Genomic DNA, 14591 nt, shown 5'->3' on the forward strand with positions numbered 1-14591 from the left:
AGGACTGAGCCGGAGGCGATTTATTATTAATATGAATGTAGGAGTTACTCACCATGGCAAGCGATAAGGAACGGGTTGACGTACTGCTCGTAGAGCAGGGATATTATGAGAGCCGTGAAAAGGCCAAAGCAGCCGTTATGGCGGGCCTGGTCTATGCCGGAACCGAACGTTTGGAAAAGCCGGGCATGAAGATTGCACGCGATACAGCGCTGAATGTCAAAGGGGCTGTTCACCCGTATGTCAGCCGCGGCGGACTCAAGCTGGAAAAAGCACTCAAGCATTTTGGCATTGAGATGAACGGCCGTACGATGCTGGATATTGGCTCATCCACCGGTGGATTCACTGACTGTGCCCTGCAAAATGGCGCCGAGTATGTTTATGCTATTGATGTCGGATACAACCAGCTGGACTGGTCGCTGCGCAATCATCCGCAGGTATGTGTGATGGAGCGGACCAATTTCCGCTATATGACACCGGACCAGCTGGAAGGTCCTGTGCCCAATTTTGCCAGTATTGATGTATCGTTCATCTCACTGCGGCTCATGCTGCCTCCGCTCAAGGAACTGCTTGGCAGACCGGCGGATATTGCAGCATTGATCAAGCCGCAGTTCGAGGCAGGCCGCGACAAAGTGGGGAAAACCGGAGTTGTACGCGATCCCAAAGTTCATCAGGAAGTACTGCTGACCGTATTATCCTTTGCCCGTGAACTGGGCTATGTATTAAAAGGCCTGACTTTCTCGCCGATAACAGGGGGAGAGGGGAATATTGAATTCCTCGCGCACTGGTACCTTCCTTCCGGCGAAGGGGACGATACGCTGGAACAGCTGGATACACTGGATATTGAACAGCTTTCAGCCCAGACTGCTGCTGAAGCTTCGCATACATTTAGAGGCGGCGCAGCCAAGCACCAGTAGGAAATGACTGTATAGAAGCAGAATCTGCGGCGTCAGAGCATGCCGGAGCAGAGCTGCAACAATCGGATAGCAGATACAGGAGAAGCCTGCTGCTAAGCGTCAAGCTGGCAAAAGGCTTCTTTTCGCCGCTGCTGCGTGGTCCATGGTACAGATACAGAGTTGTAAAAAGTTTGGCGATTAAAGTTTGATTTGGCTATTGATTTACGAACAGATATTCCTATATAATGAGAACGAACGTTCCTCCCGATAGCAATATTCACCCCGGGTTGGACCTTACCGTTCTGGATGTTACAATAGGATAATGTGCGAAGCTGAATTGAATGTCGTTAAATGGACTACAATATTTTCCATTTATACAAAGGAGTCTACCTTGTTCATAGCGAATAATTATAGGTCTGCCTGCATAAGATTGGCAGCGATATGAACAGGTATTTACGACAATAATCACTTGCATGCTAGCTATAGAGCATACCATTAACGGAGGTCTGTATGAAGGGACAGCGACATATCAAAATTCGAGAAATTATTACGCATCAGGATATTGAGACACAGGATGATCTGGTAGAAGCACTGCGTCAGGCAGGTTTTCAGGTTACCCAGGCTACGGTATCCCGGGACATCAAAGAACTATTGTTAATCAAAATTCCGACAGATGACGGAAGATATAAATATTCTTTACCAACGGATCAACGCTATAACCCGGTGCAAAAGCTCAAACGTGCACTGGTGGACAATTTCCTGCAAATTGACTTTACGAATAATCTGGTAGTCATGAAGTGTCTGCCCGGTACAGCCAATTCCATTGCATCTCTGATCGACAGCATGGAATGGTCTCAGATTATGGGTACCCTTTCCGGCGATGACACAATGCTGATCATTTGCCGTACTGAAGAAGACAGCCAGAAAGTCATCGAGCAGATTATGGGATTCATTTCCTGAGTCACTCATTACTCTGTGCAAGATGACGTCGTAATTCAATACAGCCGGTTGGATCAAACCGCCTGCTGACATGCCGGAGATGTGATCCTGCTCGTTATAAGCGTTGCTCCATAGTCTTGTACACGAAGAGGAGTGAGCTCCATGCTGGTCATGCTGAGCATTAAAAACCTGGCTGTTATTGAAGAAATCGACGTTTACTTTCATAAAGGATTCCACGTACTGAGCGGTGAGACCGGTGCTGGTAAATCCATCATTATCGATGCGCTCGGTCTTATTGCAGGCGGAAGAGGCTCAGCGGATCTTGTTCGCTACGGATGTGACAAAGCGGAGATGGAAGCGCTGTTCGAACTGCGTGCGACCCATCCGGTATGGGATACGTTATCCCGTCTCGGTATCCAGGGTACGGCAGAGGAACATCTGGTTATTCGCCGTGAAGTAACCGTGAATGGCAAGAGTACCGCACGGATTAACGGGCAGCTGGTTAATCTGTCCATGCTGCGTGAAGTGGGCGAACAGCTGGTTAACATTCATGGCCAGCATGAGCATCAGTCCCTGATGAAGCCGGAACGCCATCTTGGATTGCTGGATACATTCGGCGATGTCAAGATTGGCCCGGTCAAAATGAAATATCATGAGCAGTACAATGCCTACATCAAGGTAGAACGTGAACTGCGTGATCTGCAGGAAACAAGCCAGAAAACCTATCAGATGATGGATCTGTACCGCTTCCAGCTGGAAGAAATCTCTTCGGCCAATCTGCAGCCAGGGGAAGATGAAGAACTGCAGGACGAGCGTCTGCGCCTCGCACACAGTGAGAAAATGATGGATGCGGTATCCGGCAGCTATCATAATCTGAATGGTGACGGCAGCATGGGAGCTCTCAGTGTGGCATTGTCCCGTCTGGGCGATGTATCCCGCTACGACTCCAAGAACCTGGACCCGATTGTGGAACAGCTGCAGTCTGCCTATTACCAATTGGAAGATGCCATTTACCAGCTGCGCAGCTATCAGGAGAATATCGAATTCAATCCGGGCCGACTGGAAGAAGTGGAATCCCGTCTGAATCTGATCTCCGGCCTGCGCCGCAAATACGGCGAGAACGTGGAACAGATTCTGGAATACTACGAGAAAATCCAGCATGAGACCGATTTGCTGGAAAATAAGGATGAGCGCCTGCTGGAGCTCACCGACAAACGGGACAAGCTGCGCAACAAGCTGCTGGAGACCGGTGAGAAGCTGAGCAAGCTGCGCCGTGAGTGCGCTCAGGAACTGGCCGAACAGGTAGAAGCGGAACTGAAGGATCTGCAAATGCAGCGTACCTCGCTGCGTGTGAATATCGCTTATATCGAAGATGCCAACGGCGTCTGCTGGAATGGCCGCAATATTCGCATTACCCGTCAGGGTATTGATACAGCAGAATTCCTGATTTCCCCGAACCCGGGTGAGCCGCTTCGTCCGCTGGGCAAAATTGCTTCCGGTGGTGAGCTTTCACGTATTATGCTGGCACTCAAAAGTATCTTTGCCCGTCATGATCAGGTACCTGTACTTGTATTTGACGAAGTGGATACCGGTGTCAGTGGACGTGCAGCCCAATCGATCGCGGAGAAACTGTTCAAGTTATCTTCGGAATGCCAGGTATTCTCGATTACTCACCTTCCTCAGGTAGCATGTATGGCAGACCACCAGTATCTGATCGAGAAACAGATTGTCGGTGATCGTACAGCTACCCGTGTCGTCTCCCTCCACGAAGATGGTCGGGTCGATGAACTGGCACGTATGCTAGGTGGCGTCGAGATTACTGAGAAAACGAATCATCATGCTCACGAGATGCTCAAACTGGCAGAAGCACGCAAAGATGATTCATCCTATGCGGTTCACTGATTGTACAGGCAAACGGTACAGGACGCTGTGTAACCTCGCCTGATAGATTCAGTCCTTTAGACCACTTATTGGATGTCAGACCATATTAACGGCAGGAGAGCTTGGTGCAAGCTCTCCTTTTTGCTTACATATACAAAGACTGATCCCGAAAACGCTGCTTTGCGGTCGAGTGATATACCAGCAAACTATCTCAAAAAGCTGGCAAGAGAAGAGTTGTCTTAAATAAGTATGCAGTATACTTTCTAAATTAGATTTATTTTAGAAAAAATGGTAAAAAACCCCGATTTTTATTTTCGACAGAAGGGATTATAATAAAAATGTCGAAAACTATAAAAGGCATGATAAAAAATTAAACTTTATAACGAAAATAGCTGTATTTATATGTCGATGCACTACAGGTCCTAATAAATGAGGCTGATTTTAACCAATGACCCAGGAGGGATTTTTTGATGTCTAATATTCGAGTATTACTGGCGGATGATAATCGTGAATTTACCAATATGCTGGCTGAGTATATTTCCGGTCAGGAAGATATGGAAGTGGCAGGTGTCGCTTTTAACGGAGAAGAAGTACTGAAGACAATTGAGCAGCTGCCTGAGCTGCCGGATATACTTATTCTGGATATTATTATGCCTCATCTGGATGGACTCGGTGTACTGGAACGTCTGCGTGATATGAATCTGAATCCGGCACCGAAAGTGATTATGTTGACCGCGTTTGGTCAGGAGAATATTACACAGCGTGCGGTACAGCTCGGCGCATCGTATTACATCCTGAAACCGTTTGATATGGAAGTGCTGGTAAGCCGGGTTCGTCAGCTGGTTGGGCAGCCGCTTACAACCGGCGGTGGCGCTATGCAGTCTTCCGGCAATAACAACTCGATGAACAAATCGTCGATGTCGTCACCGCCCAAAACCCGTAATCTGGATGCCAGCATCACGGCAATCATCCACGAAATCGGCGTGCCGGCTCATATTAAAGGATACCAGTATCTGCGTGAAGCGATTACTATGGTATATAATAATATTGAGATTCTCGGCTCGATCACCAAAACACTATATCCGGCCATCGCGGAGAAATTCAAAACGACTCCATCCCGTGTAGAACGGGCCATCCGTCATGCGATTGAAGTGGCCTGGACAAGAGGCAATATTGACAGTATCAGCCATCTGTTCGGCTATACGATCAACATTAGCAAATCCAAGCCGACAAACAGCGAATTTATCGCGATGGTAGCAGATAAACTGCGCATCGAGAATAAAGTAACGAATTAATGCGGAACAGCATGCTGCATTAAGCAGCTATGCAAGTCACCAGATAGGTTGAATCGTTGGCAGGAGCGTTCATCGTTAATGGATGAGCGCTTTTGTTTGTAATAGGCAGACCACCCATGAGATAGTCTATCCATGAAATGTACCTTATTCGATAACCACAGGAGACCGGGTAAACTAGGGCTGTACACTGTAATGCTCCAGGTTATTCTCTTTCTGCTGTATATAGTGTTTCTCATTGCAGTTTGACTATCCAATTTCGCCGAACGTAATAGAGCCACCTCATAGGAGTATTTTCGGAATTCCCAATAGATCATTCAAAAAGTTAAAGGAGGAGACCAATTTTGTCCCAATCCAATAATCGTGTTACCAAGCACTCTACATATCGTGAAATTTCTAGTGCTGCTTCTGCAGAACTGCCTGTCTCGATCAGAGAACATCTGCGGGCAGATTGTGAGCAGTGTGTAGGGCTGTGCTGCACGGCACTTGCTTTTAATGCTTCAGCAGATTTCAGTATCGATAAGGCTGCAGGACAGCCGTGTTATCATTTACAGCAGGATTATCGCTGCGGCATCCATATGGATCTGCGTGAGAGAGGGTTTCGTGGATGTACGGTATATGACTGCTTCGGAGCAGGCCAGCAGGTTGCCCGGTTTACGTTTGATGGACAGTCGTGGCGGCAGGAAGAGACGGCACAGAAGATGTTCGAAGTCTTTCCGGTCATGCTGCATCTGCATGAGCTGATCTGGTATCTGGAGCAGCTCTCTACACTGGAAGCGGCGGCTGCACTGCATCGCGCTGCGGCTGAGCTGATGCAGGAACTGTTGGCATTTACCTATCTGAGTCCTACCGAACTGCTGCAGCTCAACCGGGGAGAACTTCATATGCGTGTGAACCGGCTGCTGACGGAAGGCAGTGAGCAGGTACGTACCGAGGCACGCAGGCGATACCGCACTGCTTCGGGTCAACCACGTAATTATGAACGGGGAGCCGATCTGGTCGGCAAAAATCTGCGTTCTGCCAATCTGATCGGTACCAATCTGCGTGGAGCCTATCTGATTGCTGCTGATCTCCGGCAGGCTGACCTGCGCGGAGCCGACATGATCGGAGCGGATCTGAGAGATACGGATCTGCGTGGAACCGATCTGCGCGAGACGTTATTCCTGACGCAATCCCAGATTAATGCAGCTATCGGCGATATGAATACAATCCTGCCGGATGCACTGCTCCGACCGGCCCATTGGCAGGCGAAATAGTATGACTGCTCATGACTTGGCAGGGTACTCGGTTCTCTCGATCAGCCAGATTCCACGAAAAGATATAGAAGATTTCTTTGTTGAGAACTGGGGAAGTCCGGAGATGGTAATCTCCAGCGGAACCTATAACTGTCTGGAGCTTGAAGGATATGCAGCTTTGGCTGCAGATGGCAGCATTTGCGGACTGGTGACATGGGTAATTGAAATGGAAGATAGGCAAGTGGAACATAAGGTTTGTGAATTGATTTCACTGGATAGTCTTCGACAAGGTAAAGGCATAGGCAGTCAGTTATTGAAACAAGCGGAATACACAGCAGCTGCGGCAGGGTGTACAGAAATGCAGCTGATCACTACCAATGATAATTTGCAGGCTCTTGAGTTTTATCAAAAAAGAGGATATGTACTGACAGCGTTATACCCGGATGCTGTTAGCCACGCACGGCTGTACAAACCGTCCATTCCGCTGGTAGCGGATAATGGTATTCCTATACGGGATGAATTGCTGCTCAGCAAGCGACTTTGACCGTAAGCGGCCTTTGTATGATGCAGTACATAAAGAGACCGATTGAAAAGTTGGGCGTAATTCTTTACAATTTAACAGTATCGTTGGATCGGCAGCAGGCAGTATGCCGAACAGAAGGACGAATGGAGGAAGAGATATGGAGAAAATGAATGCCTGGGTAGTTGTAATTGCTACTTATGTGGTAGCAGTGGGTGTGTTTTTCGGTACATGGAAAATCAGCGATTTGCTGTTCTTCCAATAAGTTAGCCGGAAGATAAATAATCAGCTTCCATGTTAATAGGGAGGGCGTTTATACTGCCCTTATCCATACAGGCTGCAAGAATACCATCAAAAGGGCTATCCGGGTAGGCAACGGATAGCCCTTTTGGTTAACAGGCGTCCTGCCCGGTACTGCCCATAAAGCAGCAATCATTTGGTCTGAAGCCGTTTCTCTGAATCCCGACACGACCCGGATAGCATAGACAGCGATATAACAATAGTTGATCGAAAGCAGAATTAACCGTTATTTAGGTCCATTCTTTTCTGTAGGCGAGCGGGGTGCAATCAACTCGTGCCTTGAACAGATTAATAAAATGGGATACATTGTAAATTCCGACAGCACTGGCAATCTGCTGGATACTTTTATCCGAATAGCGCAGCATGTTTTTGGCTGCATTGATACGGATATTGATCAGATACTCGATCGGTGGCAGCCCGATGTACTGTTTGAAATCTCGGCTGAGCTGGAATTTGTTAGTGTTGTATTTTTGGGCCAGGTCATCCAGCGTGATAGGGTCTGTATAATGATTCTCCAGAAATTTCTGCAAATCGAGAATAGAGGAAGGAATACCGTTATTCTTTTCTCCGGTATAGATGGAAGTGAGCAGAATCTGGGTCAGCAGCTCGACGATCAGTTGAGAACTGATTAATTCTGTTTTATTGTTCCGTGGGACCTGGATCTGAAGCAGCTTGCGAATCAACTCGGGGATTTCGGAAGATTCAGCCGGATGGCAGACAGGCATCTGTCTTTGTCGGAACTGCTCATAATACCCATCCAGTGTAGCTCCCTGTACATGCACCCACAGGAATTCCCAATCTTCTTCCTGAATCGCCTCATACCGCTGATACTCCTTACAACTAATAAAAAACAGATCTCCCTGACCGACCGTGTACTGCTGTCCCTGATAATGCAATCTGCCGCGTCCGGAGAGCGTATACAAAATCAAATAAGAATGCAAATGATCCCGTTCGGTAAAATAGGGAAAGGTTGTCTTGAAATAACCGATTTCCTGTACAAAAAAATAGCTTGCCTGTGCAGTTGAAGACGGGGTAAGAATCAGACGGGTAGACTCATCCGTCCATATATGTGAAGCTCTTTCCTGTTCGCTCATCATCAAATCGTCCTCCTGCATAGATCGCATTTAAAGATAAGTAAGACCCAGCATTTAACTAAGTAAAGGTTAAATCACATTTAAATTGTAAGCGTTATCTTGAGAATTGGCAATTACTTCATGAGTAAAGAGGTATGTATTTTCCATAATAGGCAGGGGTAACGGTAACAATGTATATTTGGCAGCTGTGTCCTCCAATAATAATAAGGAAATCCATGCGGTAGAGCCTCATATCCCAATTATAGGAAAGGAGGCTCCAGGGTATAGTTATGCATGGGAATCATAGGCACAAACTACTTTGCAATAAGAACAAATTACTTTACAGTAAGAACAAATACAAGAACCAGTTACTGTGGCAATGCCTCATGATTCGCCGAATTCTCGTCCCAGCCATTATAGAAAACAACTTCAGTAGCGATATAGCCTCTGCTATCTGTGGTGGAAGCTACGAAGCGAAACGTGCCCCAGTCGGATGTAGAGATAGAGAAATGCTGATACTCGCTGGACGAATCGAGCCGGGTAACTTCAACCGGCTCCCATTTGGCTTTATCATAATTATACTTCTCTGTCGAAAAGATCATATGCTCTCCCGGCGCGATATAGTATCGAACATCAATACTGCTGGTATCCGGCGTATTCCAGGAAAAACTGTAAAACACATCTTTATCCGATACAAACTGGTGAGAATCTGAATAAAAGCTTCCGCCCATAGGGGATACCGTATCATCCGATGCTGCTTGAACAGGGTTGGCATTGGCAACCAGCATACCGACCAGGCTCAAAAACATAATAAATAACATGGAAAACTTTCTCATTATTCTTCCTCCTCAAGGATCAAAATGGGTAGGACAGGATCAACCGACCAGGCAGGCATCTGCAGCAAACGGTAAGGCATCCCTCCAATCACATGAAGTACCCATCCTGGAAGAGGAAAGAAAATACGTATTGGGTCATAATGGGAATTTACCATATAATTCTTATTAGCACTATAGGAAGTAGGGTCAATCATCTGGAATTGCAGCGAAAAGCAACACAAACTAAAAAGGCCACCCGCAGGTGACCTTTCTAACCCAGATGGCGCTATTTAATTCTGACCGCATCCCGCGCCGCCGGTGTTCTGATAATTAAACCAGAACCTCGGTTTGGGTAAAGGACGCGTTCAACATGTGATTATTGATGTTGACGCACCTCCTTTCTGTATGAACTTATCTTAGCATAGGTTTACATAAACTTCTAGTACTATTTGCAAAAAAAGATAAAAATAAACTTTGCTACGTGCACACTTACATATGAAATAGGTTAAATTCGCGATTATTTACTAAAGTGCTGAATTAATAGGTGAAATTTTGCCGAATTCCTGTATAATGCCTTATAAACAGAGTCAAATTATACGGAATCTGCGAATAGTGCGTATAAGCAGATTTCAGTGTTCTGTCTTCATTATAAAGTATGTTCTCTACTAACCACAAATCCGTCATAGCCGAAAGTTTAAACGCATTAACTTGATAAATGCCGTTACTCTGGTAAGATAGTTTTTGTGCTCAGCGTTTGATAGCGTACACGTGACATGCGAGCTTCAATGAAGAGATCATTTTGTAAAGCAAAGTATTTTCCAGTCTTCAGCGATAGGCCTTGGAAACGCGAGATCCAACTAAAAAAGGAACATTCCATGAAATTAGAGATCGAATTAATTCCTGACTCAACGATGACGGTCAATCTTCGCCAGTATATGAGTCCTTACCGCTGGCGTCAGCTGTCCAGGCGCATACAGGAGCGGGATCAATATACCTGTCAGCTCTGCGGACGGGTAAAAGGGCTTGATATCGACAAGCTTCATTGCCATGAAAGTTGGGCATTTGATGAACCCAATCGTATACAGCGTCTGACCGGTCTGCAATCACTGTGCTTTCAGTGTCATATGATCAAGCATATCGGTTTTGCCGAGATGAACGGCTGGGTAGAGAAATACCAACTGATCGAGCATTTTTGCCGGGTAAATGAAGTGACCGCTGCTGACTATGCTGTTCATTTCCAGGAAGCTGTACTATTATGGATGGCCCGCAACCGGATCGACTGGACGGTCGAACTGGGCGATTATATAGCATGTGAGAAGTCCAATCAGGAGACAGAATAAATCGGATAGTGTACGTCTGGCAATCATGATTACATAATCTGCCGGCCAATGACTTGTTCACACATGTATTTACAGGTACGACGGATATTTATGCAAAGGTATGTATGCATTTTGTAGCCCAGGGCGTTTATACCATTTACATCATAATTGTATTCATACTAATCCAAACGCTGATGATTACGCGGACCAGCTGCAAGCTGAATTTCCAGAACATATACAAAACTGGAGAAGCGGACTGGACACCGGATATTCGTAGTTAAATCAAAGCTGATTGCGAATTGCATAACATGGAATTTTAGTTAAATTCACGCTTTGATTAAAACGATATTTTGTAGTACATTAGCTGTTGAAGAAAGAGGAGGTTTCTAATGTACTCAAGCAAACAGAGTGACGCTTTACACATCATGACTTACACCCTGAACAGTGGTATTAAGGGCACTGTGCCTTTATCTAACCAGCAAATCGAAGAATGGCTTGAAAGTTACAGAACCAACACCCGTTTCATCACCAGTATCGGCAAGGAATTTTTCGGTTTGAACCCCGAGCTGGTCGCTGATTTCAAAGTCCAGAATCAATTTTCCGATTATCAGCGGGTGCTGGTACCGAATCAGCCAGAAGAGGCTGTGGACCATCTGAGTTCCGCTTATAAACAAAATGAGATTCTGATTAAAGTGGACTGCAAATGCGGAACTGCTTATACAACAGATTCACCATTTATGCGTACCAAATGGTACTGCACCAAATGCAAGGAAATTGTCTTCCTGGATCCGAAAAAAGGCAAGGTCGAGACATCCCGTGGAGAAGCTTATTATATGACCAATAAGTATTTCGTGGAGCGCGGTCCGATCGAATAGCATACACAGTCTGTTTCCGGCTTTGTTCTCCGTATTACCTATGGAGATGCGGCCGGAAGCAGACTGTTTGTGTGCAGTTTTATTTACTGAATCTCATTTATTGAATCTCCTGTGTATATGCATTGGGCTATAGGTACATAAAGCACCGTAGGTATGTAACCCGGTGCATATCACATTAAGATGTAGGGCCAGGGTAAAATATGGTCTGTTGCTGATTCCGAAAATCATAAGAATATTACAGCAGCGAACTAAATATCATCACGCAGCATACGGTCGGTTTCATACGCATGACAGGATACTGAAAGATCGATAGATATAAACTGCTTGGCCAAGGCGTAGAGCGAGATGACGGAGGCATGCATGAACTGCCGATCGCAGTGTGTTATAATACGGGGCATGTGTCCGGACAGCTGTCCGGGACTCAAGTTACCGAAAGGAGGATGCGATATGCGTTCAACATTGCCGTCATACCGCTCCCGTCGGCTGCCGGTAGTCCGGCTCACGATCTGGATTGTGCTTACGCTATTATGGATGGGACTCATTTTCAACGTATCCAATCAGCCGTACCAGCAGCAGGATATCAAGCCGCTTCTGTCCGACTGGATCGCTGAACCGTCACTTGCCGCTTTTACGCCGTCGATTGAATTTACATATGGAGGGTATACCGTCAGCGGTCATCATCCTTATGATTTCTGGGAATTTTTTATTCGTAAAGCCGGTCATGTCAGTGAATTTGCGCTGCTGACTTTTTTATTGATTCGTGTATTTTCATTGCTGACCGATTCCCGATATGCACCGATGCTGTGGGCTGGACTGGTCGCTTATGCATATGCGATGACCGATGAGTGGCATCAAAAATCGGTTGCAGGCCGGACGGGACATTTCTCCGATACGCTGATTGATGCGATCGGGATCGTGTTGATGCTGGTCATTTACATGCTGATCCGGCGCCGGCGATCACGGAGGAACGGTCTTCGTTTTAACTGAAGGCTGACGCAGTACCCGATTCAGCAGTGAAATCGAAATCAGGTATAACAGGTATAGCAGGAAAAGGGACAGGTGAAGCGAACCTGTTCCTTTTTTTTGTGGATGGGTCTATACATTTTATTGTGAAAGCGTTATCTTATTTACAAATTGTACAACCTGCGGTAGAGCAGAAAGGAGCCATAATGGATGAATTTCAGTTCAGACAGGGTACGGCAAAAGCCGGACTGGTGGCATATCGGTGATATAAGAGAACGCCTGCGGTACACGGCGGAAGAGCCGGAATACGAGACATGGTGGCAGGATATCCGGGAATACGCGGAGCTGGCGGCAGCGGAGCCTCTGCCTGCGCTAACATTTGAAGCTTTTCGCGAATTTGCCGATACGGGCGGTCGTGAGCAGTATGAACGGATTTATTTTGAAAGGCGGGGACGGGTAGGAGCACTGGCAATGATGGTACTGCTTGGTATGTCCGGCACGGATACAGATCATTTACGACAGACATTGGATGAAGCAGCAACGAATGCTGCCTGTATCGATAGAGATCCGGTAATGCAAGAACGGTCTGATGCTACATACGAAGTTGATATGGTTTGTACAACCGCTGCCACGGATGTTGTCTATGTGCGTGCGCTGGAAGAGGCACTCTGGGATCTGTGCGGGGAATATACATGGTGCCTTAACGCGCATCTGCCTGAAGTGCCTGCCTATCCGGTATGGGAAGAAATCGATCTGTTCGCAGCAGAGACTGCCGGTATGCTGGCTGAGCTGGTAGTGCTGATGGATGGAAAAGTGGATAATCGCATCATCCAGCGTATGCGTGATGAAGTACTGCGCCGGGTGCTGGAGCCTGCAGGTGATCTGTCACGTACCTTTGGCTGGGAGACGGCACATCACAATTGGTCCGCAGTATGTGCAGCCGGCTGTGGTATAGCGGCTTTGCTGCTGCTGGAGGATCGTGAGCAGCAGATGGTGGTGATTGAACGCATGAAGCGTGCAGCAGAGCATTTTCTGGCCGGTTATGGCGAGGATGGGGGCTGTGCGGAAGGGCTGGGTTACTGGATATATGGATTCGGCTATTATACATATTGGATGGATATGCTATCGAAGGCTGATCCGGATGGCAACCATCGGATGGATGATCCCAAGATTGCGGAGATAGCCGCTTTTCCGGAGCGTGTTCATCTGTCAGGGGGAAGATTTGTTAATTTCTCGGACAGCGGGGAACAGGAGATTCTGCCGCCAGGGTTACTGTCCCGCCTGGCAGAAATGACCGGGCAATCGTATTCGTTGCCGTTCGCTCTACCGGCTCTCCGGCAAGATCCCTGCCGCCGATGGGGACATCTGCTGCGGAATATATTATGGTCGGAACCATTTTATTTCAGGTCATCCGTAGTAGAGACGGCGAACCGGGAGGATGGATCTGTTAATGCTGCCGGTACAAGTTTGGTGAAAGAGGGGCATAACGCATCTGTATCTGCAGCATCTGCAGAGGAGAAAGCTGCCGGACATCGAAAAGGACTATTTAATCATTACTGGACAGTTCTGTGCTGGCTGGTCAGCCGGGCAGAGCAGGAGACTCAGCAACAACAGCCAATAAAGCAAGGATCGGAAGCGGATCATCCCTTTACCGCTGCTTTTGCTGCGAAAGGAGGGCATAATGATGAGCCGCATAATCATAATGATCTGGGCAGCTTTATCCTGCATGCAGGCGGAGAAAATATCCTCTGTGATCCGGGAGCGGGGATGTATACACAGGCTTATTTTGCTGCGGGAAGGGAACATATTCTGAACATTTCCTCCGCCGGGCATTCGGTTCCGCAGATCAACGGGTATGAACAGCAATCCGGCCTTGATGCAGCAGCGATCGTACAGCATATCCATACTGCCGGTCATGAAGTGCAATTTGTGCTGGATCTGACGGCTGCGTATCCGAATGAAGCAGGTCTGGTGGCGATGCACCGGAATTTTCACTGGATTAGGAGCGAAGCGGAAATGAAGCTGCATTTGCAGGATAGTTTTCAGTTTGTGCAGGCAGCTTATGCAGCAGCCAATGAGACACCCCATGAGACGGCAAAGGGAACACTGCATCCAAGTGGAGTACATCAAAAAAACGATAATCGTGTGATTGAGCGTCTGATCAGCCATGTACAACCAGACATACATGCCGAAGAGGTGATCTGGACAGGCAGCCGGGCACAGGTGCGGATGCAGATTCCAAAACAGCAGTGTCTTATCGAGGTAGAGCGCATCCCGCACCAAGATCATGACGGACAGCCGATTGTGCTGTATCGTACTCTGCTTGCATTTAGAAGCAAATTTACAGAGGATATACCGGAACAGCAGCTGGAATGCAGCCTGGAATTTACGATTTCTCCACTTGTATAGTCGGTCAGCAGGCTCCTTTGAAAGGGATGTTCAAGAGTGTGTTGAAATCAGTCAATTCTATCGAATTTGTGGTCGGG

Annotated in this window: 12 protein-coding genes; 10 read left to right on the forward strand and 2 right to left on the reverse strand. The window is 47.1% G+C overall.

The genetic code is table 11. The features are described from left to right. The first annotated feature begins 53 nt into the window (after nt 1-53). The 6 genes from WH45_RS13725 (at nt 54) to WH45_RS13750 (ending at nt 6784) form a co-directional block, all read left to right on the forward strand. Complete coding sequence (locus WH45_RS13725) at nt 54-914, forward strand: TlyA family RNA methyltransferase (RefSeq protein ID WP_046214949.1); 861 nt, start codon at nt 54-56, stop codon at nt 912-914. 489 nt (nt 915-1403) lie between these two features. Further along, nucleotides 1404-1853 (forward strand): transcriptional regulator AhrC/ArgR, encoded by a 450-nt coding sequence (gene ahrC / locus WH45_RS13730; protein WP_046214950.1) that lies wholly within the window; start codon nt 1404-1406, stop codon nt 1851-1853. Between the two features lie 141 nt (nt 1854-1994). After that, the gene (gene recN / locus WH45_RS13735; protein ID WP_046214951.1) at nt 1995-3734 is read left to right on the forward strand and encodes a DNA repair protein RecN; all 1740 of its coding nucleotides are present in this window, start codon (nt 1995-1997) and stop codon (nt 3732-3734) included. 449 nt (nt 3735-4183) lie between these two features. Beyond that, nucleotides 4184-5008 (forward strand): sporulation transcription factor Spo0A, encoded by an 825-nt coding sequence (gene spo0A, locus WH45_RS13740; protein WP_046214952.1) that lies wholly within the window; start codon nt 4184-4186, stop codon nt 5006-5008. A gap of 389 nt (nt 5009-5397) precedes the next feature. Then, nucleotides 5398-6261, forward strand: a complete 864-nt coding sequence (locus WH45_RS13745; RefSeq protein ID WP_046215192.1) for a pentapeptide repeat-containing protein — start codon at nt 5398-5400, stop codon at nt 6259-6261. Between the two features lies 1 nt (nt 6262). Beyond that, a complete protein-coding gene (locus tag WH45_RS13750; protein WP_046214953.1) occupies nt 6263-6784 on the forward strand; it encodes a GNAT family N-acetyltransferase in 522 nt (173 codons plus the stop codon). Nucleotides 6785-7290: 506 nt separating this feature from the next. Here WH45_RS13750 and WH45_RS13755 read toward each other — a convergent pair. Together WH45_RS13755 and WH45_RS13760 are read right to left on the reverse strand one after the other, a co-directional pair. After that, nucleotides 7291-8157, reverse strand: a complete 867-nt coding sequence (locus tag WH45_RS13755) for an AraC family transcriptional regulator (protein WP_052723778.1) — start codon at nt 8155-8157, stop codon at nt 7291-7293. 344 nt (nt 8158-8501) lie between these two features. Next, the gene (locus WH45_RS13760; RefSeq protein ID WP_046214954.1) at nt 8502-8969 is read right to left on the reverse strand and encodes a hypothetical protein; all 468 of its coding nucleotides are present in this window, start codon (nt 8967-8969) and stop codon (nt 8502-8504) included. Nucleotides 8970-9823: 854 nt separating this feature from the next. Here WH45_RS13760 and WH45_RS13765 point away from each other — a divergent pair. From WH45_RS13765 to WH45_RS13785, 4 genes are all read left to right on the forward strand, one after another. Beyond that, nucleotides 9824-10288 (forward strand): HNH endonuclease, encoded by a 465-nt coding sequence (locus WH45_RS13765; protein WP_046214955.1) that lies wholly within the window; start codon nt 9824-9826, stop codon nt 10286-10288. Between the two features lie 368 nt (nt 10289-10656). Continuing rightward, a complete protein-coding gene (locus tag WH45_RS13775; RefSeq protein ID WP_046214957.1) occupies nt 10657-11142 on the forward strand; it encodes a hypothetical protein in 486 nt (161 codons plus the stop codon). Nucleotides 11143-11589: 447 nt separating this feature from the next. Next, the gene (locus WH45_RS13780) at nt 11590-12129 is read left to right on the forward strand and encodes a VanZ family protein (protein WP_052723779.1); all 540 of its coding nucleotides are present in this window, start codon (nt 11590-11592) and stop codon (nt 12127-12129) included. 186 nt (nt 12130-12315) lie between these two features. After that, on the forward strand, nt 12316-14514 hold the full coding sequence (locus tag WH45_RS13785) for a heparinase II/III domain-containing protein (protein ID WP_052723780.1): 2199 nt from the start codon (nt 12316-12318) through the stop codon (nt 14512-14514). The last annotated feature ends 77 nt before the right edge of the window (nt 14515-14591 follow it).

The sequence above is a fragment of the Paenibacillus wulumuqiensis genome, from assembly GCF_000971965.1.
GTDB lineage: Bacteria > Bacillota > Bacilli > Paenibacillales > Paenibacillaceae > Saccharibacillus > Saccharibacillus wulumuqiensis.

Coding starts and splice junctions, on each gene's coding strand:
- WH45_RS13725 (WP_046214949.1), top strand. CDS start 54: ATGGCAAGCGATAAGGAACGGGTTGACGTACTGCTCGTAGAGCAGGGA.
- ahrC (WP_046214950.1), top strand. CDS start 1,404: ATGAAGGGACAGCGACATATCAAAATTCGAGAAATTATTACGCATCAG.
- recN (WP_046214951.1), top strand. CDS start 1,995: ATGCTGGTCATGCTGAGCATTAAAAACCTGGCTGTTATTGAAGAAATC.
- spo0A (WP_046214952.1), top strand. CDS start 4,184: ATGTCTAATATTCGAGTATTACTGGCGGATGATAATCGTGAATTTACC.
- WH45_RS13750 (WP_046214953.1), top strand. CDS start 6,263: ATGACTGCTCATGACTTGGCAGGGTACTCGGTTCTCTCGATCAGCCAG.
- WH45_RS13755 (WP_052723778.1), bottom strand. CDS start 8,157: ATGATGAGCGAACAGGAAAGAGCTTCACATATATGGACGGATGAGTCT.
- WH45_RS13760 (WP_046214954.1), bottom strand. CDS start 8,969: ATGAGAAAGTTTTCCATGTTATTTATTATGTTTTTGAGCCTGGTCGGT.
- WH45_RS13765 (WP_046214955.1), top strand. CDS start 9,824: ATGAAATTAGAGATCGAATTAATTCCTGACTCAACGATGACGGTCAAT.
- WH45_RS13775 (WP_046214957.1), top strand. CDS start 10,657: ATGTACTCAAGCAAACAGAGTGACGCTTTACACATCATGACTTACACC.
- WH45_RS13780 (WP_052723779.1), top strand. CDS start 11,590: ATGCGTTCAACATTGCCGTCATACCGCTCCCGTCGGCTGCCGGTAGTC.
- WH45_RS13785 (WP_052723780.1), top strand. CDS start 12,316: ATGAATTTCAGTTCAGACAGGGTACGGCAAAAGCCGGACTGGTGGCAT.